Genomic DNA, 20,507 nt, shown 5'->3' on the forward strand with positions numbered 1-20,507 from the left:
ATCTGACAGCAGCTTGATCTGCATAATGAATCTTACATCATTATCCGATCCTGCAGTTCCAGTCCAATAGGATTCTGCTTTGAAACCAAGTAAATTACAATTTCTTTAAATGCTTTCAGTACTTCCTTATCCGCTATAATCTGGCCTGAACTGTTTTCCCATAAAAAACTGACAGTTCCTGCCATATAGTTTTCATGTTCAAATTCTCTTCTGACATAACCTTGTCTGGTACCTATTTTATCACCAATCTTTCTGAGATTGAGATAACCGTTTATTATACCCAGCCCCTCTTTTATAAACCTTAATCCCGGTTTGGTCTTCATAAGAACTGATATTTTATAAACCGCATCCTGATCGTATCTGTGTTTCTGCCCCCATTCAATAACTTCCAAAACTGCCCTGTCATAAAAAAAAGCATAATTATCGTTCCTCCACCAATTTATCATAGTACTGTTAATACTCAGCAGTGCCTGCTGAAAGTTCTTCCCGTGGTAATATCGATCTGTCTTCCATGTTTTGCATGTGCCCGCAAATTCCACCATTGACAGCCAGCATTTATAAAAATCTTCTCTTTTATCCTCGCGTTCTATATTGTTTATAAAATAGTTTTCCATAAATACAACTATCCAATCCGCCATCTGCGGTCCATAGACAAACAGCGGCTTCCATAACTCATCCCCATTGAGATTGTCATTAAATTCCACATCCAGAACCAATCGGGAAATTTTCATAAGAACCCATCTATCGAATTCATCAGGATATTCGCTTCTGTCCGAAAAAACTTCCTTTACAGGCCCGCGTTCAAATAACACCTGCTCCAAGAGCTGTTTCCAAAGCTGGCATAGATGCTTGCTGTCCTCTTCTGGAAGATCGTCCAAATTAGGAACCAAAGCAAATGCATGATGAAGCATTACCTTGTTTATTCCTGGTCTTTTTTCAAAATCTTCTCCGTTATAATCCCAGCTGCGGCTATTTTTCGATTTTACCTCCCGCATTTTTGACCAGTCAATGAGATTCTTTTCAGCAGTTCCAGTTATGAATTCATCCCTAACTTTTTCTACATAGCTCTTATAATCAAAATTCTTTTTTTTATCCGAAGATTTCCCAATTCCATAATCAGGTAAATTAGCTCTGTAATTCTTATCCGCTGCCTGCGCCAGCAGTATCACCAGATTCTGCAGCTGGACAAAATTACCTTCAGACCATGAGAGGTATTTTGCTGTTTCAAAAAACAATATGCTGAGCGTATCATAGGGACATTTTATGACCATTTCTGCAATTAAAGCGCGCACGCGCCTGCTGTTTAAATCCCCACTCCAGACAGCAGACAGAATCCTTGATGCAAAAGCACTCCACGAATCCTCCATATCGGTCTGATAAAAAGAATTTGGACCTGGCTCGTAATTCTTCAAAGCATTCTCTATAAAAGAAACTGTCCACTCTGTTATTTCGGGGTATTGTTCAATCCATGCTTCTTTATTGTAAAAAAGAAATGCGCATCCAGCAAGAACGGACTGTTGGCTGCCTCCAAAAGAATGATATGGAAAATCATCGGGTATTTCAGAAATATTGAGAATAGTATCCCATAAACTTTTGCTTTGTTCTGCATCCAGCCTGGTTTCATTTTTTATGGCCTGCAGACTTTTAAATGGAAAAGCAAGCAGATCAAGTCCCAGCTCAGCATCTGCTCTGGCTGCATGCAGTTCTTTACTCAGTGCTTCGGGTTCTCTATAAAGCGGAAGGTCGTTTTCTTCCTCTGCAGGTTTAACATAATTATTAAAATCAAAAAATGAAATCAGGCGCTTAAGATAATCAGAAGTGCGCCTGTCATCTTCTATAGAGCCAAGTAAAACAGTCCATTGCGCAGTAATTTTCTCATACTGCTTCCTTAGCTGTTCATTTTCAAGATACAGACTTATGCATACCCCGCCCATTGATCTTTTTCTTTGGGGCATACTATGCCATTCTTTTACTAATTTTATGGTTCTTGGATCAAAATTTTCTGAACCTATCATCTGGTGGCTTTCTATTTCATTTCCAAGAAAATCCAAATCTTTTTCCAAAAAGTAAAAATCTACTACAGCAAGCAGAGGGTTAAGAGGGCCTAAATACAATTCAGGTTTATATTTTCCTAATGAATTTAAGACCCCTAGAAAAGCAGCTGATGAACCCTCCTTTAAAATAAAATCAACGTGACTGCCAATATCGTTAGATTTGTCTATCTCATCAATAAGAAATTTTTCAAGAGCCTGCAGTGCACTTACAATTGGATGAGGTGCCCCTGTCATATCACGGAACCAGTAGTAAACGCGATAATCACCAATATAATTTCTCGCCTGGCCGTCATAATTCACTTTAATAGACGGGATACTTCTTTTCTTATGATTATAGGAGTTTGTCCACTGCTGAGAAGCAAAATTGACCAGCTTTACTACCAGAGCAACACCTGTAAAGGGCTGATACCTGAAAAATGACATAAAGGGGCCTCTGGTGTAAAATGGAGGAAACCATTCATGGGGTTCATTTATGTCTAAACTATAATGTGAAGAATTAAAATCAAAAGAAACTTCTGTCGGTCTTTCAATTAGTAAAGCAAGCGTAATTTCCATTGCTTTCTCTGGAAAATGCAAAATCATTGGAGCTAATGCATTTTTATTCAGGCAGACTTTTTCAAAGGCGCTGTCAACATTTTCATACGGCCCGTCGGGCCACTGTATCTTATCCCTTATTTTTGAAGCCGCTAACAAAGATCTTACTGGAGATTCTTCATTTTGTGCTTCCCGCTTTTTTTGAGGTCTTTCTACTTTTATTCTCTTGCATAATTTTAAAGCCAGCTCAATGACAGGTTCCGGATACTCGCCCACGCCTGCCATAAAAGCCTTATAAATCAGCTGATCAGCATCACCTTTAACAAACCCGCCGTCTAAACTGAAATTAAACACCCAAAGGGCATTTTCCAAAGCGACAGCAGAAATTTCTTCGCGGTATGGAAAACGGGAACCAGTGTAATCAAGCCACATTGAGCATAGCACTGCTAATTTCCTTCTGCAATAAAGTATGACTTCTTTTTTATGTTCAAATAAAAACTCTATTAACCCCGGCCAGTAGAGAAAATCCGGCATTCTATGATAAGAGGCTGCCTCTGCAACTGTCAGTTTTCCCTGTTCTTTAGCAATCTGCATTACATTTGGGTTTGGTTTTGTTGCCTTTATCAAAAACTGTCCAATAAATCGATTGAAAAGCTTGCCATCCTCTTCTTTTAAACAATCGTAAACCATGGTGAGATACTTGTAAGTATCTGATGAAAAAAATATTGATTCAAGCAACAGATCCTGGACAATCTTCTCACGCGGTTCAAGTTCTGAAAGGGATTTTATTAAAGCTTTCCATGAATTCCCTCCATCATTTTTCTCAAGCAGGTATATGCCGTAAAGCCTTACCGCCTTGCGCCATAAAGGAGATCCCAGCTCCAGTGAGTTGAGATACGTTTTTATATTTTTATCCCTCGAACGCAAAAGCTTATATCTTGCCCAATCCCCCAACAGATCATGACCCAGATATAATTTATCGTCGTGCTCGTAAATATTTTTCCTCGTTTTTAATCTATCCAGAGGTTCTAATTCGGAAATATTAAAATCTGACACAGGAACGGCAGCGGAAAACAACTGCGCTTGTTTTTCAGCGTAATACTGCATAAATCTAGACCCGGTACCATCAAATTCGTCCTTCCATATCCAGTCTATGATAGTTGTTTCTCCCAGCAGATCTTTATCTGGAATTGCTGTGCCGGCAGATAATTTAAACGCCAGCTGATCAAGATATTTCAGGTTATTCAAGATTCCATGCAGATGTTCATGCTTAAACAAATTAGACAGTTCGGGAATTTCTCTGCAAATAGAGAGACTGTAATCCATAATTTTCAGCTCAACGGAATAAGTTTCAGATTTCACCGGAATATTAATTCTGTAAAGCCGCTCGATAACATCACTGTAATCATCATTCTGGCATGTGAAAATTACTTTCCATCCAGAATCAGGAACAATTACCTGAGTAAGAATCTCGTAAATCTTTTTTAGATCTTCTTCCTTAAAAAAACGGTCAATTCCATCTATAACAAGATACGAACACGATTTATGCATATGGCTTAAAAGCTCAGTAAAATTGTGCTGCAGCCCAAAATACTGAGACAGACTGCCACTATTCAGGCATTGGGTATCAATCCAGATAAAATTGTTATGCATATCTGTTTCCCGCTCAATTAATTTCTTAATAAGAACTGATTTGCCATAGCCAGATCTGCCAATAACAAAAAGCACCTGGTTACTTTCAACCGCTTCTTTAAGGTCATTTAATTCATCAGTTCTCGGCAGGCTAATTTTCCTTCCTATCAAATCTGGAATAGATGCCACGGATCTGCTGCTGAGTGAATGAATTTTCTGCCAGTCAGCGCTGTGATTTGGAAAACCTTTTAAATCGAATAAAGGTGCAAATCGATTTATTAATTTTCTGTAATCAAGATAGCCGGAAAAGGGAGTTAATTCACTGCCTATACCACATAAAGATTCGTACAGCCGGATTTCAATTTTTCCATCCGGCTCGGCTACAACATTCCGTACCATCGATATAATACTATTTTCACTGTTTGAATTTGGTTTTTCAAAATCAAACTCCATGAAAAACAACTTGCTTAACATGGTAACTGTATCCTTATCTTCTATCTTAAATTTTGAAGCGATTTCTGCGGGACAGTAAAAGCTTTTGAATAGTTTCCGTTTCGTTATGGAAAAACCGCCTTTGTCATTTGTGACACGCTCAAAAAACACTTCAGAATCCATCTTCTTTGCACAAGAAAGCAGATCGATTAAATCCCCTGAAATTGATGATGGTATTACTGAATTTACGATACAGAGATAGTCTTTCGAAGGATCAAAAACCTTTTGAGGTTCACCAACATATTGATTCCAAAGATCATAAAGCAGATCATCAATAGGACCTTTACTGTTAAACTGGATATTACTTTTTACTGATACCGCTGTCCTGCAGGTTTCACCATCAGCATTCTTCTGTGTCAGCAAAAGATCGTCAAAGAGCCATCCTTCCGGTCTTACTTGAAAATCGATCCTAATAATCTTTCCTAAACTCTTGTTTAAAGGTATTGTATCTGCTAAAAAATGAGCACAAAACCAGGCAGTAACCTTATCTTCAAAGACAAAACCGCCGCCTCCGGTCTGCTTAGGTGTTGCCACTTCTCTTATTTTATCTTTCTTTTTATCTGTCATAGCTGAATCTTAACTTGAAAATACAAGTACATTGAAACAGGAACTAAAATATGGAAATAAGTTAGATGATCTTCAAATATTTTTAACACCAGCACAAATAAATTAATACTATAAGAAGCATAATCTATCACAATAAATACATCCACAATTTATCAATACTGCTAAAAATCATTTACAATCAAATGATTTCATTCAGACTTAATTTTCTTTTTTATGAATCACCAAATGCTGCATAGCGGGATCATTCAGCAGGTTTCCCATCTCAGAATCTATTATGTCCTGTACGTCCTGTTTTATCTGCAGATAATTCCGCTGAATCATAGATTCATCAATTCTGCGAACCAGCGGAATTTCTTTAAAACTTTCTTCTTCTTTTCTCAAAGAATCATGATCATTAATAATCTCGCTGTGAAAAGTTTTGAGTTCAATTTTACAGTCAGGATTATCTGCTACCATACCCACAAATTCTCCTGAACTGAGTGCTGAAATTTTAGAAGGAGGAACTGCCGATTCCAACTGTTTGGAACGACTCACTGATGTATCACTGCTGTTGATCGAAAGACTCTCCCTATCCTGTAGAATTTTGCCAAAACGCTCCGATAACTGCTTGGAGGTATCACCTGTTGCCTGTCCGGAAATTATATTTCCGGTGATATTCATAATTACATCTGCCTGTTCCCTTCCGTAGTCCTTTCGAAGCTGGCTGAAATCCTGAATGCCTAAACATGTGGCTACTTTATTGCTTCTTGCTGTTGCAATAAGGCTGTCCATATTATTGAGATAAATAGTGGGAAATTCATCGAAAATCAGGCTGGATTTGAGCCTGTCTTTTTTATTTACCAGCTTTACCAGCCTGTTTACATACAGAGATAAAACTGCTCCATAAATCTGTATTTTCTGAGGATTGTTTCCCATGCAGACAATCTTTGGCTCTTCTGGATCATTAATGTCTAAAGTGAAATCATTACCTGACAGCACGTAATAAAGCTGAGGAGACGACAAACGCGCCATGGCAATTTTAGCGGTGCCAATCTGGCCCTCCAGCTGGTCATTTGCCTCCTTTAGGTAAGCACTGATAAAAGGATTAATAAGCACCTCAATTTCCTTTTCTGTCCGAAGCAGCGTGAAAAGATCATCGTAGTCCATCTGCATGAGCTCAATTACATGCGGCAAGGTGCAGAATTCCCCGTCATTATACTTCCTCAGATACCAGATAACAGCGGAAAGAAAATTAATGGGAGACTCTACAAAAAAATCTCCCTGTTTTCTAATCCATTCCCTGTTGAGCCCCATCAAAATAGTTCGGGCAGATTCAGATGCGTCTGTAATATCTTCCATTCCTTTTGGATCTAAAGGGTTGCATCTGTGCATAATTTTATCAAAATTTATAAAGTAGCATTTGGGAATTATTTTATAGGCCCCTTTATTTTTTTCAAAAGTATTGTAGACAATTTTGGAGAGATCGTCATACTTGAAATCATACACAAACATGGTGAATCCTTTCTGTATATGCTGGGTTATGACATGCCTGATGACAAAATAGGATTTTCCGGAACCGGGACTTCCTAAAACCAGCAGTCCCCGAAATGGATTTATAATATTAATCCAGCTTTTTCGGATCTTATTTTTCAAATAATAGCGGGCAGGAAGGTTAATGGAGTATTCATTTTCCAAAAGCCTTTCTTCCTGAGGAAAAGTTTCATTCTCTTTATTAAAAACATCTCCATTCTGAAATTTTGTTCTTATTATTCTGGATAATAAAGTTCCTCCTGAAAGCATCATTAAAAACCCCAGAGATGTTACGCTAATATAGATTCCAGCTTTGTAAACTCCATTAAGGGGAAGATAAAAAACAGCAGCAGCGGCAAAGTAAACCAACAGACCGTTGAAAATGCAAACCAAAGCTGTTCTGTAATTCATCTTCTGGTCTTTTTTTCCTTTCGCACCAATGAGAGAAACTGCCAATAGCAGCAGTGAAAAAAGTTTGGATTTGTGAAAATTATCAAAAAGTCCAGTTTTGGAAATCCTGCTTATTATCTTCTCCATGATTTCACCTGCAAGATGCCATCGCACAAAAGCATCATAGCAGTAAAAATAAAAATGCAATACCAATATAATGACACTGATTAATCTTGTCATATCGAGTATTTTTCTAAGTGCCTGTTCATTCTCTCCTGTCTGCATAGCCATTTTCTTTAGATTTATAAATTATAGGAACGTCTTCTTACTCTTTTCTTTTTTGATGCTTTTTTAAGCTGATTTGGAACATAAAAAACATCATTTTCAACCTTGGTTATTACCTCTATTATCTTTTCAACAGCAGATTTGAAATCAAGGGATTTCAAATCCTGCTGCAGGTCTTTGAAAAAGTTTTCATTATTCTTTTCCCGAACAATAGTTGTATTAAATTTAGATGTCTGGGACAGAACTGGAATTGACTTTTCTTTTTCAATTTCAAAAGATAAACGGCATCGCTGCTCTATCAATTTAGCGCTATAGGGCTTTCCTAAATCGCTTCCATTGAATACGCATTTTGAAGTGTGGTCCACATAAGTGATCCCATAAAGCTGTCCCTGTTCACTTTTTCTGAAAACCATGTTTATCCCTTCCTTTCTCAGCTTGTATTCCAAATCAGAAAGCGAAACACTTCTGCCTAAAAGTATAAGGTCAACAGCATTGGCAATTCTCTTCATCTGGGATGCCGTCTTAGCATTCTGCAGAAACTTCATCTGCAGAAACTTTAAAGTCGGTTTACTGTAAAATCCGCTTGATTTCAAAGGAACGCCGACAGGTTTTCCATTCTCGTCCAGCGTTCTGTACACCAGACCATTTGTTTTGAATATTCTTGAATTTTCCTCTCCCCTGTCTGCCTTTACATTATACAGCCCCAGCACTGCGTTCAGCTCGGAGAGGCTTTTGTATTTATATGCAGTAAGCACATGATCAAGAACCGACTGTACAGCTCTTTTTAATTCTGTGCTGCCGTATTTAATCTTTGAAAGCAGAATAGGTTTGATAAGCTCATGTCCGGTGTTTTTCTTTTCCTGAGCCTGAACCAGACCGAACATTTTTTCAATCTCCTTTCGCGCCGTCTCAGACTGGTTTCTCCCTATATTCTGCATATCAATCCTACTGCCGTCTTCCCTAACTTTTATGGACACCAGATGCAGATGCGGATGTCCTGCATCATAATGCCTGTAAATTAGATACGGCTGGTTTCCAAAGCCTATTTTCTGCATATACTGCGATGCTATTTCAAGCATTTTCTCATTTGGCAATGCAGATTCAGAGGGATCAAAATTCAGTGAAATATGCACACTGTTCCTCTTTACATTTTCATTAAGCGCATTCTGTTTCAGAAGCCTGTTAAGCTTCATAGTACCCGTTAATTTTGCAGCTTCCAGAGGATAATTTCCTTCTCCGATACATTGGGCAATTCCTTCTTTCACTTTATTTTCATTGTAGTTAAAAATATTATGCACAGAAGATCCTGTTTTAATTACAGTAACCATTTTTCAGTAATTTTCTGGAAATGGATTTTAATTTCCTCCACCTTCTCCAAAAGCATTTTGCGCTCTAATTCCGAGTTTAAAATCCATGATTTAAACTCCGGAATCTGCCGCAGGGTATGCAGTTTTTTTACAGACTGATTGAAGTTATTTCCAAGGGAGTGAAGTTCGTTTTTCAGCTTTATAACCTCAGCCATAAATTCATCAAGAGATTCATTTCGATACTTCACTGTAATGGGCTTATTGAATAAATGCATGCGGATGTAATCGCTGAGTTTTCTGCAGGTGCTGGCTTTCCATTTCCGCTCTATTTTCTGATACTCTTCAGGGGTAAAACGAAGCCCGACAATCCGTGTTCTTTTTGAAGTTTCTTTTTCCATCATTTAGCTTTTTCATTATTTCTTCAAAGATTTTTAAGCTTGCAGTTTCACTGCCCACGAGTTCCGAGTAAAAGGGCAGCAAGATTCGGTTGTTTAACAAACGGACATCTTGCCGATTGCTGGAACGAGGCAATCTTTCGGATATTTGAGATATCCATCCCCATGAGCTTACCCAAACTTAAATTATCAAGCTAAATTAATTAAGCACTTTGGATTAAGCCCATCATGGTTATATTATGTCCATGAGAATCGAAAATATGCTTAGTATCTTTATCGCAGTCGAATATTAATTTAAAACGCTGGAATTATGATTACAAAAAGTGATGTTGCCAAGGTGCTTGATACAGTTCTAAGTATCCCTGGCATGAGTGAGACGGTGAAGATTGATTTGAAAATTTCACGCAAAAATGTGCTGCTTCTGAGCCATTTTATAGAACAGGGACTGCTGCTGGAAAAAGACGATTCAAATCTTATAGGAATTGTTTCAGAAGAAAGTTTAAAGGATTTGAAAAACATCTCAGAGGAATGTCTTCAGAAAGCAAGTCTGGTGGAACTCAATGAAAAACTTCAGTCTTTAAGCCAGGCATTCAAGTAATAATCCCTACTTTCTAAATGCATTAAAGTGTCCATCAAATAAAAGTATTTTAATGGGCACTTTTTGACAGCACTAAGAATTAAAACTGGCTTGATTTTCAGAACTTTTGGCTCGATTTCAATAACAGTTTTATGATATCATGCTTCTAAATTTGCATATCATTTTTTCTTTTCCATATTCTCAAAGCCGAAAAGAAAATGCAATTTTTAAGTTATGAAATTACAGGTCAGATTAAAGAATGCCTTTGTAGAAACATCATCACTGCTATTTGTGCTGTTATTTACTTATGCTGCGATTGCCAAGATTCTGGATTTTGAAAATTTTCAGGTGCAGCTTGGACAGTCCCCATTGTTAAGTTCCTATGCCACTTGGATCGCTTATATGGTCCCCGCCATTGAATTATTAATTTCATTAATGCTGATGATTCCCAAATTGAGAAGCACAGGATTATATGCTTCGTTAAGCCTGATGGCAATGTTCTCTTCTTATATTTTTATAATGCTCCACTTCAGTTCTTTTGTACCCTGCTCCTGTGGAGGTATATTAGAAAAAATGAGCTGGAATGTCCATCTCATTTTTAATCTGTTTTTTGTTGGACTTTCCTTGGCTTCCATATTAATGTTTCCTCCTTCAAAAACTGCAGACGGTATTCAGACCGGAAGAAAAAAACGATGGCTTTACATTTCATCAAACATAATATTCAGTACAATACTAATTATTGCTCTGTTTCTATCGTCAGAAAAAATCATGCGTTATGAAAATCCATTTATCAGACGCTTTCCTAAACATCCTATAGTACAGGACACTATTATTGACCTCAAATTTAATTCCTATTATTTCGCAGGTTCAGACAGGGAGAAAATATATCTGGGCAATTACAGCAATCCTCTTCATATTACTGCTATCGGTAAAAAAACGAAAAATAAAGAGTCTATTAAAATAATACTTGATTCAAAGAAAACTCTTTTTTCTTCAGTAAAGATCAGAATCAGGGATTCTTCATTTTATCTAATGGACGGAACAGTACCAGCAGTTTTTACAGGCTCCAAATCTAACTGGAAAGCAGAGAAACAATTAACAGGCCTGCCCTACTTTACGCTGGCTGAACCAATCAATCAAACAAAAATTATTCTCAGATCAAGCAATGGCAGAAATGCCGAACATTCTATAGGAATTTTTAATGAAACGAAAAGCCCTAAAATAAGATATAACAGCAGTCTTTTGCAGAAACAGATTGACGGCATTTTTGATACTGACGGCACGCTGCTGTTCGATGAAAAAACCAACAGAGCTGTGTACACCTACTATTATCGCAATGAATATATCGCTATTGACACCAATGCCAACCTAGAGTATTCAGCAAACACAATTGATACAACTACAAAGGCGAAAATAAAGGTCGCCCATCTCAAAAACAATACAGAAAGAAAGCTGTCCGCACCGGCAATTACGGTAAATGCCTACACGGCGGTCTGTGAAAACCTATTGTTTGTCAACTCTAAAGTTTCCGGACGCTTTGAAAGCGACAAACTCTGGGAACAGTCTTTTATAATTGATGTTTACAACCTAGATACCAAATCCTATCTCATGAGCTTTTCACTATACAAAATTGGCAATAAAAAGTTGAGTTCTATTATCGTAACACCAGAATATCTATACGCTATAATGGGTACTGATCTTGGAATTTACAGACTCCGCGATCTTTTAAAAAATGAAATTAACTCCGTAAAATCAAAAGAGAATTGACATCAAAAATATATCGGCCGATATCAGGAATGGAGACTGAAAACCTGTAGAAAAAAGTAGGTCCAATATTTAATTAAATATTTTCAGTTATGAAAACTAATTTTAAAAAAATGATTCCTATGGCAGTAGCTGTACTGGGAATCTCAGGGGCGTTTGTGACGACCTCTATGCAGAAAGCATCAAGCACCCTTACACCAAGATTAGGTTATGTTCTTGATGAAAATGACGACTGTAATATTGCAGTCCAGTGTGATACAAATCCAAATGTTATCTGTAAACACAGTGACGGCCAGCAGGCTTTTGGCAAGGATGCACAAGGAAACTGTAATGTTACGTTATATCAACCCTCGAATTAATGTTTAATTTTTTAAAAGAGCAATGCAGTTCTCAGAAGAACTGCATTGTTTTTTTGATTATTCAGTTCCATTTTTTATCCACTCCGCCGAAAAATCATCTTTTAAATAATAATTAAACCACTGCATTATCCTCCTGCTTAAATCCATCTGGTTTTGCTTATTAAAAAGGACATGGTCTTCTTCAGGGTACTGTAGCATTATGGTTTTCTTGCCCAATCTTCGCAAGGCAAGATAGTATTCGATACTCTGTCTCATATCCACCTGCCGGTCTTCTTGACCAACCCATAAAAGAAGAGGAGTTTTCACTTTATCCGCATTATACACAGCTGAATTAATCTGATAAAGTTTCGGAGCTTCCATGAGTGTTTTTCCTAACATCCAAATGTCTTTTTCAAACCTCCACATATCGGGCTTTCCTGAAGTTCGGCTGACAGACAGAGACATTGTGCCTAAATCAGAAATTCCGTTGCCGGAAACCGCCGCGGCAAAAAGATCGGTCTGGGTGATCAGGTATGAAGATTCATAGCCTCCGAACGAATGGCCGATCAGTCCGGTTGAGCGAGGTACTCCGGGTTCTGTTCGAGGCCGCCGCTTTATGCATTGATACGCTCAGGACATTTCAGCTGGTTGTGCTCTCCATACTGGGACCGCTGGTTTTCGGAATAGCGGTCTTCGACGGATTCCAGCATACCCTTACTGTCTGGCTGGCAAGATATATCAATATTTATCTGTGGCTGCCGGTTGCCAATATTTTTGGAAGCATTATTGGCAAGATTCAGGAGCTGATGCTCAAACTGGATCTTTCACAGGTTCAGGCTACCGGAGATACCTTTTTCAGCAGGACCGATATGTCTTATTTAATTTTTATGATTATCGGCATTATCGGTTACTTCACTGTGCCCTCGGTTGCCAATTACATTGTCCATGCTGGAGGAGGCGGAGCCCTGGCCCACAAAACCACAACCCTATTCAGCACCTCGGCAAGTTCGGCAGTTTCCAAAACATCGCAAGGTACTGCAATGGTTCTGGACTCAATGGGAAATGCCGCTGGAAGGATGTCGCAGAGCATGTCTGCTTCCTCCTCCTCTGCTCCCTACTTTGAGGAGAAAGGAAATTACATGAGCGACAGGCTCAAAGGAAATTCTAAACAAACTTAAATGATCGGCTCATGTTTACCAAAATGAAAAATATAGACACCGCTTTTAAATATGTGAGAGGATTTACATTACTGGTTGTTATATGCTGCGCTGTTATTTGCTGCTACACCATAAACAGAAGTTTTCAGACTGTAAGCCGCATGCAGGATAAAGTATACATCCTGGCGGCTGGAAAGGCATTGGAAGCATATGCATCTGACCGCAAGGATAATGTGCCTGTTGAGGCAAGGGACCATATCAAAACTTTCCACAAGTTTTTCTTCACCCTGGATCCGGATGATAAGGTTATTAGGACCAATGTCACTAAAGCGCTTTATCTGGCGGACGAAAGTGCCAAAAAAATTTATGATGACCTGAAGGAAAACGGCTTCTATTCCGGAATCATTTCAGGCAATATAAGCCAGACCATCCAGATTGACAGTGTAACTATTGATATTCGTGACTACCCCTACCGATTTAAATGCTTCTCGCTGCAGAGCATCATCAGAACCACGAGCATTTTGAAAAGAAACCTGATTACCGAAGGAAGCCTTCGCAATGTATCAAGAAGCGACAACAATCCGCATGGTTTTTTAATCGAGCGCTTCACTACGATCGAAAACCGAGATTTAACTGTTGAAAACCGAAAATGAGGGGTATGAAATCACTATTTAAAAAACGTGAAATTCCATTTGCATACAATCGGCACTATCTGTCTGCCCAAAAAAAATGGTCCGAAAAAATGAGCAGCCTCGCTGAAGGGTGTTCAAAGAGAAAGCTCATTTTTCTTCTCGGCTTATTTGTTATGCTATCTGCATCCTACCTGCTTTACAACATTTATAATGCCTTTTCAGAAAAGGGCGCAAAAAAGGCAAGAAGTTCGGAAAAGACCTTAAAAATTAAACTAATCGATTAAAAAATAGAGAAATGGAACAGAAAACAATATCAATCAAAGAAGCAAAAAAACGAAAAATGCTTCTGGCGATGCCGATCATAACGCTTCCTTTTATCACCATTCTTTTTTATACCCTGGGAGGAGGACAAATGGAGGCTGCGACGGCTGAACATGAAATAAAAAAAGGATTTAATTTTAAACTGCCGCTTCCAAGTTTTAAAGAAGATTCCTCTTTGGATAAAATGAGCTATTATGATAAGGCGTCAGCAGATTCCATCAAACTGCAGGAGCAGATCAAAAAAGATCCCAACTATTCCAATCAAAAAGTTCTGGAAGAATCCTTCAAGGAGTTCCCGGAACTGGATTTTGCATCACAGCGTTTTTCACAAAAAGGAACTGGTCTGAATGCAGCAAGTCCGCAGGACAGAAACGAGCAGAAAATCTATGAAAAACTGCGGCTGCTTCAGAAAACCATCAGCGAGCCGATACCGGTTAAAAATTACAGCCAGGATATGAAGGAGTTCGAGAACTACGGCTCGCCAAATGAAGTATCTGCCCAGATTAAAAACTTAGAACAGATGATGTCTGCAATGGGTGAAACTGCGCCGGACCCGGAACTGCAGCAGCTCGGAGGCATGCTGGAAAATATCCTGGATATCCAGCATCCTTCAAGAGTACAGGAACGCTTAAGACAGAATTCCGAGGATAAAAAAGGAAAAGCATATTCCGTAGACCTTAAAAGCAAGGCAGACAATATCACTTCCCTCCAAGAAAATACGGCCGCCGCAGAGCGCTTTAAATCGAATGCTTTTTTTACTGCAGATGAGGATTTGAATCCAGATCAGCCGCAAAATGCACTTGGGGCCGTCGTGCACGAAACTCAGACCATTGTAAATGGATCGGTGATTAAACTAAGGCTCAGCACTGATATAACACTCCAAGGAACTACCATTCCTAAAAATACTTTTTTATACGGTATGGCGGCATTGAAAGGCGAAAGGCTTGAAATAAAGATAGAAAACCTCCAGCATCACGGTTCCATTTTTCCGGTGCAGCTCTCGGTCTACGATATGGACGGAATTGAAGGGATATACATTCCAGGCGCAATCAGCAGGGACGTTGGCAAGGCATCTGCCGACCGCTCGATTCAGACACTCGGGCTTACCGGGGTTACTGATTCATGGGGAGCACAGGCTGCTGGAATGGGCATTGAGGCGGCAAAAAGCCTTATGAGCAAGAAAGTAAAACTCATAAAAGTTGTGGTGAAATCAGGATACCGGGTGCTGCTTTATGATGAAAAACAAAAGAATTTAAAACCTTAAAATAGAGAAAGATGAAAAGAATCAATTATTTGTTTTTAATGAGCCTGCTGCTGGTTTCTGTTTTCGGTTATTCTCAGCCAAACAGCAGGGAAACTGCCTTTTATGAAGACCAATATAAAAATCTTCAGATCGGCTACTCGAAAACAACCAGCATAGTTTTTCCCTACCCGATTAAAAGCATTGATAAAGGGAGTGCAGATGTGCTGGTGCAGAAGGCCAAAGGGGTCGAGAATATCCTGCTTGTAAAAGCTGCAAGACAATATTTTTTCCAGACCAACCTGACGGTAGTCACATCTGATGCAAAATTATATGTATTTGTACTGAATTACGATGAAGACTGCCCTGATCTGAATATAAAAGCAGAAAATGCTGCGGCGGCCAGTAAGGAAGTGCTGTTTGCCTCGGGAAACGAAAACCAGAAAAAAATCGAACAGTCTTCCTGGCTTGCATTATCAAAAAAAATAAAGACCGGCGGCTTAAAAAAATCCAAGTTTCAGATAAAACTGGAGGTCAGCGGCATATTTATTCATGAGGATGTGCTGTATCTGCGTGTTGCATTCGAAAATAAATCAAAAATCAATTATGATATCGACCAGCTGCATTTTTTCATAAGAGACCAGCGAAAATCAAAACGGACCGCCTCGCAGGAAATAGAGATTCAGCCGCTGTATTGCACTTCATCCTCTGCGGTGATTCCTGATAAGTCTGAAGTGGTAAAAGTTTTTGCACTGGAAAAATTTACGATTCCCGAAAATAAGCTTTTAACGCTCCAGCTGCTGGAAAAGAGCGGCGGACGCCACTTGGAAGTCAGCATCAAAAAAAATCTGGCTGATAAAGTAATCCCGCTGCCATAGTCCCAGCACCGTCCTAGAAAACTTAAAAAGCAGGTTATGAATATAAATAGCAATGAAATAGAAACCCTGTTAAGCTTTGCAGAGGAAACGAATTAAAGACAGTCATGCAGAGCGGAATTTATCTGTACAGCAATGAGAAACTTGATCTTACGGAATTTGTCCGTCCGGCAGGAGAAAACAAGGAATTACCAAAAAACAACTTAAATACAAACATTATGAATGAGACTAATTTAAAATACCTGAAAGACCAGCTGAAATATACTGGATTTGGAGAAACTTTCGATACCGAATTGAAAGAAAACATGCTCAAAGGAGATAAGGATTTTAAAATCATGCACACCGGCATTATGAACAATGGCGTTCCAAACAGGGATACCGTAACGGTCGAGCTGAACTTCAAGAAGTCAGACCAGACCGATATGTACTTTTTTAATACCTATCAAGTGAACCTGCAAAAGGAAGAAAACAAGCCGGGTATGCAACAGACCTTTTACATCAACAATGACGGCACAAGCATTACCCTCAAGGAAGCTTATAATCTGATGGAAGGGCGTTCGGTAAATAAAGATCTTAAAACCAAAGAAGGGGAAAGCTACAATTCCTGGTTAAAATTCGATTTTAAACAGACAGAAAATTCCGGAAATTTCAAAATCAACCATTATCATCAGAATTACGGCTATGATCTGGAAGCAAGCCTTGAAAAACACTCCATAAAAGAACTCAATACGCCTCAGTATAAAGAAGACCTAATGAATTCCCTTAAAAAAGGAAATCTTCAGTCTGTGACTTTTGTTGTGGGCGGCGTGGAAAGCAAAATGTTCGTAGAGGCAAATCCCCAGTTCAAGACCCTTAATGTATATGACGGAAACCTCCAGCGCATCAATCATCGGGAAAGCAAAGAAGAGAAAAAATCCGAGGGGGAAAAAACTTCAGAAAAACAATCAGACAAGAAACAGTCCGAGGCTGCTGACGAGAACAGCGAAACCCCTTCCGCTAACAAACCCAAAAAAAGAAAACAGCAGTCCAATTCAGTTTAGAAATTTTAGAATAATTAAAAATTAGATCATGAACCCGCAGTTTCCCGCAAATAGAGTAGAATTGGAATTCAGCCAATGGAAAGCAAGAGAGGAACGTTTCAACACACTGTTTTCAGTTACTCCGGCAGAAAACAAATCTTTACTGGCTGAGAAACTGCGGCAGTTCGAGAGAATCAGTACAAAATACAAATCTTCAAAAAATATTGAGGAGCAGCATACGCTTCGAATCCTTAAAATGGAAATCCATAGGATGTCAAAACAACTGTATCCAAATCTCATTTCACGTACATTAAGGAAAATAATAACCAGTATACAAAATCAGCTTTCACTTCGCAGTGATGCAAAAAAACACGAGATAAACTTCAATTCGATCAACGAGAAAGTACGTTGTATCGGTTTTCCTGATCTATCCGAAAAAATTAAAAATCTTATCGACAAGGAACAGGAAAATTTCAGCGTGCCCCTATCCTACTACATTAATGAAAAAGAAAAGATCGATCATACGCTCTGCTTTTCAAAAAATGCTGAAGGCCATTTTGAACTCGATGGATTCAAAAGCAGCCTCCAGAATAATTCTGCTCCAGAGTACAGCAGGGAATATTACTTTAAAAATGGGCTGGAAAACAATTTTAAGCTGAATGAAGTCTATAATTTATTGTCAGGCCGTTCTGTAGAGCATAGCCAATCATGGTTTCAGTTCGACTTTAATGACAAAGACGCTTCGGGCAATTATCACTTAAAAGAATTTCGAAATGAATATGCCTATGATTTGGAAAAGACTTTAAAGGCCATTCCTTTAAAAGAGATATCCAATGCATATGAAATGGAGAAACTAAAAAATACTTTAAGGCAGGGTGACAGAGCATCTGCCGTGCTGATTAAAGATGGACGAGAAAATCAGGTATACATAGAAGCCAATCCGCAGTTTAAATCCCTGAATATCTATGACCTGCATTTTCGAAAAGTGCAGATCACTTCATCGAAAAAAGAAATAAAACCAGACTCACGAATTCAGAATGGTAGACAAGCTTTAAAAAATCAATCTGTAAAACAGGCATCTAAATCTAAATTAAGGCAGTGATGGAACAATTAAATCCTTTAACGGAATTCTTTAGATCAATAGATAAAGATCAGCGCATCAGCATTACCCATATTGGGATCTTTGCGGCACTGCTTCAATTCAGAGCAAATCAAGGCAATATCAATCCTATCAAAGCCTACAGGCATGAAATTATGAAAATAGCCAAAATAACCGGTCCTGTCACGTATCACAGATGCATAAAGGATTTAAATGAATACGGCTATATAAACTACATCCCAAAAAAAAATAGAAATCAAAAAAGCGTCATTTATTTTCCTGTGTAAAAGTGGAGCTGCTATCTTTGGGCTGAAAAAGTAGATCCGTTTTTTATCCCTATTCAGTAATTCAAATTTTGCGGCAAAATCAAGGAAAACGTATTCAACTTTTAGCCCCGATAGAAGCGGAAATCCTTCTGCTCGGGGGTTCGGCGCAGAAGATTGCATCGCATAGCGGGAAGAGCTCCAAAAAAGTATCTGAAAGCAACCCGCTGGCTTTCAAAAAAATGAAAATAATTACAGCGGAAATCCAGTCCCATCAAGGCATAAACATCCCATACTGCCTTGCCTTATGCGCTGTTTTTATCTAATTTTGCAGCATGAATTACGAAGACATCAAACGCCATTTTGAAAGCAGCCCGCCGCCCAAGGAGGTGAAATGGACCGAATGGGCATACATCTCCGATACCCAGCAGTTTTTAAAGAGCTGCTATATCGGAATCAGAAACTTTAACGGCCCTGTTGACCGCTGTCCGGCATGGTGGCATCTAAGGGATTTTTATATCCTGATGAAAAAAACCTCCCAGCAGACTGCCGCTGCAGAAGGAAAAGAATCGGAAGAAAATCCTGCAGGAGAAATTGCTACAGGAGAAATTGCTGCAGAACAGGACCCGTCACAGACCGATACCGATGCTTCCATCAGCGAAGAAATTTCCGAAGTCGAAGCCGAAACAGCCATATAAAATACCCGAAAACTCACCTGCTTTATTATAACCAAATAGCCCTGCTTTTAATCAGCAGGGCTGTTTACATCAAGAACTATTATAACATTCAGCAATTAGAGATTTGTGGCAGAATTTTGGCACTTGCAATTTTTGAAGACAAGAAATGTATCAAAATCAAGGCCTAAGAATCCTAGGTTCGAAACTGTATACTAATGCCAGAGTGTGCCTCTTCAAAATCAGAAATGTTTAAATTACATAAAGAATAGGCAGATTACTTTCCTTATTGAAGTATTGATAGATTTGTTTTTCTATTGACGCTAAAAATTGGTTTATTTCCTCAAAGTCAGGTGCATTTTTTTGTCTAATAATGGATTAACAGTTATAATGCTGAGATCTAATTATGCCTGATCAGAAGAAGGTCATAACCGCTGTCGTAGGCACTTGCAAGCACCAGAGTATAAATCCTGCCTTCCTGCAGCTGAAGCCCATTCAGGGCTGCAATAACAGAAGCTGACCCTTCTGGCCTTGCAGCAATTGAAATAGTGCCGGCATTAACCTCATAATACCTGCTCTGATCAGCTCTCCCTACACTGGCCAGAGACGCGGCTTGGTTTCCGCTAAAAAAAGATACAGTTCCGGGTCCCGAACCAGAGAGGTGTACAAATTTAATTTTTGCCTTGCCGTTCTGGGGCGCAGAAAGATCGTCCTTGAACGCATATATGCGTTCCCTCCCGCTGTTGTCCTCGGCCAGATAAATTGTATACCGGTCTTTATTCTGCAGATCGATATTTGAGGATGCCAATATATTGCCGTCTTGCTGATCCCTAAACTGAGCCACCAATTTGTCGCCGGACTTCACCGTAATGTAGGAGTTGGTGCTTTCTGAGTAGTCGAGGTTTTTGGCTATGATCCCTCCTATAAAAAAGAACTGCTGCGTTTTTGATCGGGGCGCGGCATTTACAATCTTCACCTTCGCTTCCCCGAAGATGTCAACCTGATTCTCATCGCAGGAAGACATGCTTAAAATTAGAACCGTCAAGATTGCCCAAGTGCCAAATTTGTTTTTAAGTGTTTTGCCCATACTATTCTGTCTTTAGTTTTTGTTACGATTTATTTAATGATTGTGCGTTTTAATCGCGTGCAAATAAATAACAAAGCGGCGGACAGATTCTACAATTTATACCAACAGCACTCATCGAGATATCAAATGCAGAAATTAACCTATAAATATTGCAGATCACAAAAACTGCAGCGCAGAAAAAATTGTCTCCTTTTACAGATATAGCCAAAAATGATCCACTGGTATAATAGTATTGGACAGTTGTATAAAATAAAAAACATGATCTGCCTGCCTCTCTAAATTTGCATCAAATTAAA

17 protein-coding genes and 1 pseudogene are annotated in these 20,507 nt (G+C 38.9%); 12 read left to right on the top strand and 6 right to left on the bottom strand.

Annotated features, from left to right (window positions below; genetic code table 11):
• Positions 1 to 32 precede the first annotated feature (32 nt).
• The 4 genes from ACE01P_RS02020 to ACE01P_RS02035 all read right to left on the bottom strand — a co-directional run bounded on the left by ACE01P_RS02020 (position 33) and on the right by ACE01P_RS02035 (position 9,171).
• Positions 33 to 5,279 carry an ATP-binding protein gene (locus tag ACE01P_RS02020; protein ID WP_379693520.1) on the bottom strand — a complete coding sequence of 1,749 codons (5,247 nt, stop codon included), beginning with the start codon at positions 5,277 to 5,279 and terminating at the stop codon, positions 33 to 35.
• 198 nt (positions 5,280 to 5,477) lie between these two features.
• Positions 5,478 to 7,463, bottom strand: a complete 1,986-nt coding sequence (mobC, locus tag ACE01P_RS02025; RefSeq protein WP_379693523.1) for a conjugal transfer protein MobC — start codon at positions 7,461 to 7,463, stop codon at positions 5,478 to 5,480.
• A gap of 17 nt (positions 7,464 to 7,480) precedes the next feature.
• Positions 7,481 to 8,791 (bottom strand): relaxase/mobilization nuclease domain-containing protein, encoded by a 1,311-nt coding sequence (locus tag ACE01P_RS02030; protein WP_379693526.1) that lies wholly within the window; start codon positions 8,789 to 8,791, stop codon positions 7,481 to 7,483.
• A complete protein-coding gene (locus tag ACE01P_RS02035; protein ID WP_379693528.1) occupies positions 8,779 to 9,171 on the bottom strand; it encodes a plasmid mobilization relaxosome protein MobC in 393 nt (130 codons plus the stop codon). The genes ACE01P_RS02030 and ACE01P_RS02035 overlap by 13 nt, the downstream gene beginning before the upstream one ends.
• Before the next feature lie 304 nt (positions 9,172 to 9,475).
• Between ACE01P_RS02035 and ACE01P_RS02040 the strand changes: the two genes are divergently transcribed.
• The 3 genes from ACE01P_RS02040 (at position 9,476) to ACE01P_RS02050 (ending at position 11,865) form a co-directional block, all read left to right on the top strand.
• Positions 9,476 to 9,763, top strand: a complete 288-nt coding sequence (locus ACE01P_RS02040; protein ID WP_379693531.1) for a hypothetical protein — start codon at positions 9,476 to 9,478, stop codon at positions 9,761 to 9,763.
• Between the two features lie 213 nt (positions 9,764 to 9,976).
• Entirely contained in the window at positions 9,977 to 11,509 is a 1,533-nt protein-coding gene (locus tag ACE01P_RS02045; RefSeq protein ID WP_379693534.1) for a MauE/DoxX family redox-associated membrane protein, read from the top strand.
• 89 nt (positions 11,510 to 11,598) lie between these two features.
• Positions 11,599 to 11,865 carry a hypothetical protein gene (locus ACE01P_RS02050; RefSeq protein WP_379693536.1) on the top strand — a complete coding sequence of 89 codons (267 nt, stop codon included), beginning with the start codon at positions 11,599 to 11,601 and terminating at the stop codon, positions 11,863 to 11,865.
• A 57-nt stretch (positions 11,866 to 11,922) separates the two neighbouring features.
• On the opposite strand, the gene ACE01P_RS02055 is transcribed toward ACE01P_RS02050, so the two are convergent.
• Positions 11,923 to 12,462, bottom strand: coding sequence for an alpha/beta hydrolase family protein (locus ACE01P_RS02055; RefSeq protein ID WP_379694110.1), 540 nt, complete (start codon positions 12,460 to 12,462; stop codon positions 11,923 to 11,925).
• Here ACE01P_RS02055 and ACE01P_RS02060 point away from each other — a divergent pair.
• The 9 genes and pseudogenes from ACE01P_RS02060 to ACE01P_RS02100 form a co-directional block, all read left to right on the top strand.
• A pseudogene (locus ACE01P_RS02060) lies at positions 12,426 to 13,022 on the top strand (conjugative transposon protein TraJ); the annotation flags it as partial. The gene ACE01P_RS02055 and the pseudogene ACE01P_RS02060 overlap by 37 nt on opposite strands.
• A 23-nt stretch (positions 13,023 to 13,045) precedes the next feature.
• Complete coding sequence (gene traK / locus ACE01P_RS02065) at positions 13,046 to 13,654, top strand: conjugative transposon protein TraK (RefSeq protein ID WP_379693538.1); 609 nt, start codon at positions 13,046 to 13,048, stop codon at positions 13,652 to 13,654.
• 5 nt (positions 13,655 to 13,659) lie between these two features.
• Positions 13,660 to 13,917: a hypothetical protein gene (locus tag ACE01P_RS02070; RefSeq protein ID WP_379693540.1), complete on the top strand. Its 258-nt coding sequence runs from the start codon at positions 13,660 to 13,662 to the stop codon at positions 13,915 to 13,917.
• Between the two features lie 11 nt (positions 13,918 to 13,928).
• Positions 13,929 to 15,218: a conjugative transposon protein TraM gene (traM, locus tag ACE01P_RS02075; protein ID WP_379693542.1), complete on the top strand. Its 1,290-nt coding sequence runs from the start codon at positions 13,929 to 13,931 to the stop codon at positions 15,216 to 15,218.
• An 11-nt stretch (positions 15,219 to 15,229) separates the two neighbouring features.
• Positions 15,230 to 16,072 (top strand): conjugative transposon protein TraN, encoded by an 843-nt coding sequence (gene traN / locus ACE01P_RS02080; protein WP_379693544.1) that lies wholly within the window; start codon positions 15,230 to 15,232, stop codon positions 16,070 to 16,072.
• 104 nt (positions 16,073 to 16,176) lie between these two features.
• Entirely contained in the window at positions 16,177 to 17,109 is a 933-nt protein-coding gene (locus ACE01P_RS02085) for a hypothetical protein (protein ID WP_379693546.1), read from the top strand.
• 28 nt (positions 17,110 to 17,137) lie between these two features.
• Positions 17,138 to 18,190 carry a hypothetical protein gene (locus ACE01P_RS02090; RefSeq protein ID WP_379693548.1) on the top strand — a complete coding sequence of 351 codons (1,053 nt, stop codon included), beginning with the start codon at positions 17,138 to 17,140 and terminating at the stop codon, positions 18,188 to 18,190.
• Complete coding sequence (locus ACE01P_RS02095; RefSeq protein WP_379693551.1) at positions 18,190 to 18,474, top strand: hypothetical protein; 285 nt, start codon at positions 18,190 to 18,192, stop codon at positions 18,472 to 18,474. Before ACE01P_RS02090 ends, ACE01P_RS02095 begins: the two co-directional genes overlap by 1 nt.
• Positions 18,475 to 18,785: 311 nt before the next feature.
• Entirely contained in the window at positions 18,786 to 19,148 is a 363-nt protein-coding gene (locus ACE01P_RS02100) for a DUF6965 family protein (RefSeq protein ID WP_379693553.1), read from the top strand.
• A 376-nt stretch (positions 19,149 to 19,524) separates the two neighbouring features.
• On the opposite strand, the gene ACE01P_RS02105 is transcribed toward ACE01P_RS02100, so the two are convergent.
• Positions 19,525 to 20,211 carry a DUF4397 domain-containing protein gene (locus ACE01P_RS02105; protein WP_379693555.1) on the bottom strand — a complete coding sequence of 229 codons (687 nt, stop codon included), beginning with the start codon at positions 20,209 to 20,211 and terminating at the stop codon, positions 19,525 to 19,527.
• Between the last annotated feature and the right edge of the window lie 296 nt (positions 20,212 to 20,507).

The sequence above is a fragment of the Flavobacterium sp. HJSW_4 genome (assembly GCF_042436695.1).
In the GTDB taxonomy this organism is placed as follows: domain Bacteria; phylum Bacteroidota; class Bacteroidia; order Flavobacteriales; family Flavobacteriaceae; genus Flavobacterium.

Excerpts from the sequence above, each read along its gene's own strand:
- ACE01P_RS02020 (WP_379693520.1), bottom strand. The coding sequence starts at position 5,279 with ATGACAGATAAAAAGAAAGATAAAATAAGAGAAGTGGCAACACCTAAG.
- mobC (WP_379693523.1), bottom strand. The coding sequence starts at position 7,463 with ATGCAGACAGGAGAGAATGAACAGGCACTTAGAAAAATACTCGATATG.
- ACE01P_RS02030 (WP_379693526.1), bottom strand. The coding sequence starts at position 8,791 with ATGGTTACTGTAATTAAAACAGGATCTTCTGTGCATAATATTTTTAAC.
- ACE01P_RS02035 (WP_379693528.1), bottom strand. The coding sequence starts at position 9,171 with ATGATGGAAAAAGAAACTTCAAAAAGAACACGGATTGTCGGGCTTCGT.
- ACE01P_RS02040 (WP_379693531.1), top strand. The coding sequence starts at position 9,476 with ATGATTACAAAAAGTGATGTTGCCAAGGTGCTTGATACAGTTCTAAGT.
- ACE01P_RS02045 (WP_379693534.1), top strand. The coding sequence starts at position 9,977 with ATGAAATTACAGGTCAGATTAAAGAATGCCTTTGTAGAAACATCATCA.
- ACE01P_RS02050 (WP_379693536.1), top strand. The coding sequence starts at position 11,599 with ATGAAAACTAATTTTAAAAAAATGATTCCTATGGCAGTAGCTGTACTG.
- traK (WP_379693538.1), top strand. The coding sequence starts at position 13,046 with ATGAAAAATATAGACACCGCTTTTAAATATGTGAGAGGATTTACATTA.
- ACE01P_RS02070 (WP_379693540.1), top strand. The coding sequence starts at position 13,660 with ATGAAATCACTATTTAAAAAACGTGAAATTCCATTTGCATACAATCGG.
- traM (WP_379693542.1), top strand. The coding sequence starts at position 13,929 with ATGGAACAGAAAACAATATCAATCAAAGAAGCAAAAAAACGAAAAATG.
- traN (WP_379693544.1), top strand. The coding sequence starts at position 15,230 with ATGAAAAGAATCAATTATTTGTTTTTAATGAGCCTGCTGCTGGTTTCT.
- ACE01P_RS02085 (WP_379693546.1), top strand. The coding sequence starts at position 16,177 with ATGCAGAGCGGAATTTATCTGTACAGCAATGAGAAACTTGATCTTACG.
- ACE01P_RS02090 (WP_379693548.1), top strand. The coding sequence starts at position 17,138 with ATGAACCCGCAGTTTCCCGCAAATAGAGTAGAATTGGAATTCAGCCAA.
- ACE01P_RS02095 (WP_379693551.1), top strand. The coding sequence starts at position 18,190 with ATGGAACAATTAAATCCTTTAACGGAATTCTTTAGATCAATAGATAAA.
- ACE01P_RS02100 (WP_379693553.1), top strand. The coding sequence starts at position 18,786 with ATGAATTACGAAGACATCAAACGCCATTTTGAAAGCAGCCCGCCGCCC.
- ACE01P_RS02105 (WP_379693555.1), bottom strand. The coding sequence starts at position 20,211 with ATGGGCAAAACACTTAAAAACAAATTTGGCACTTGGGCAATCTTGACG.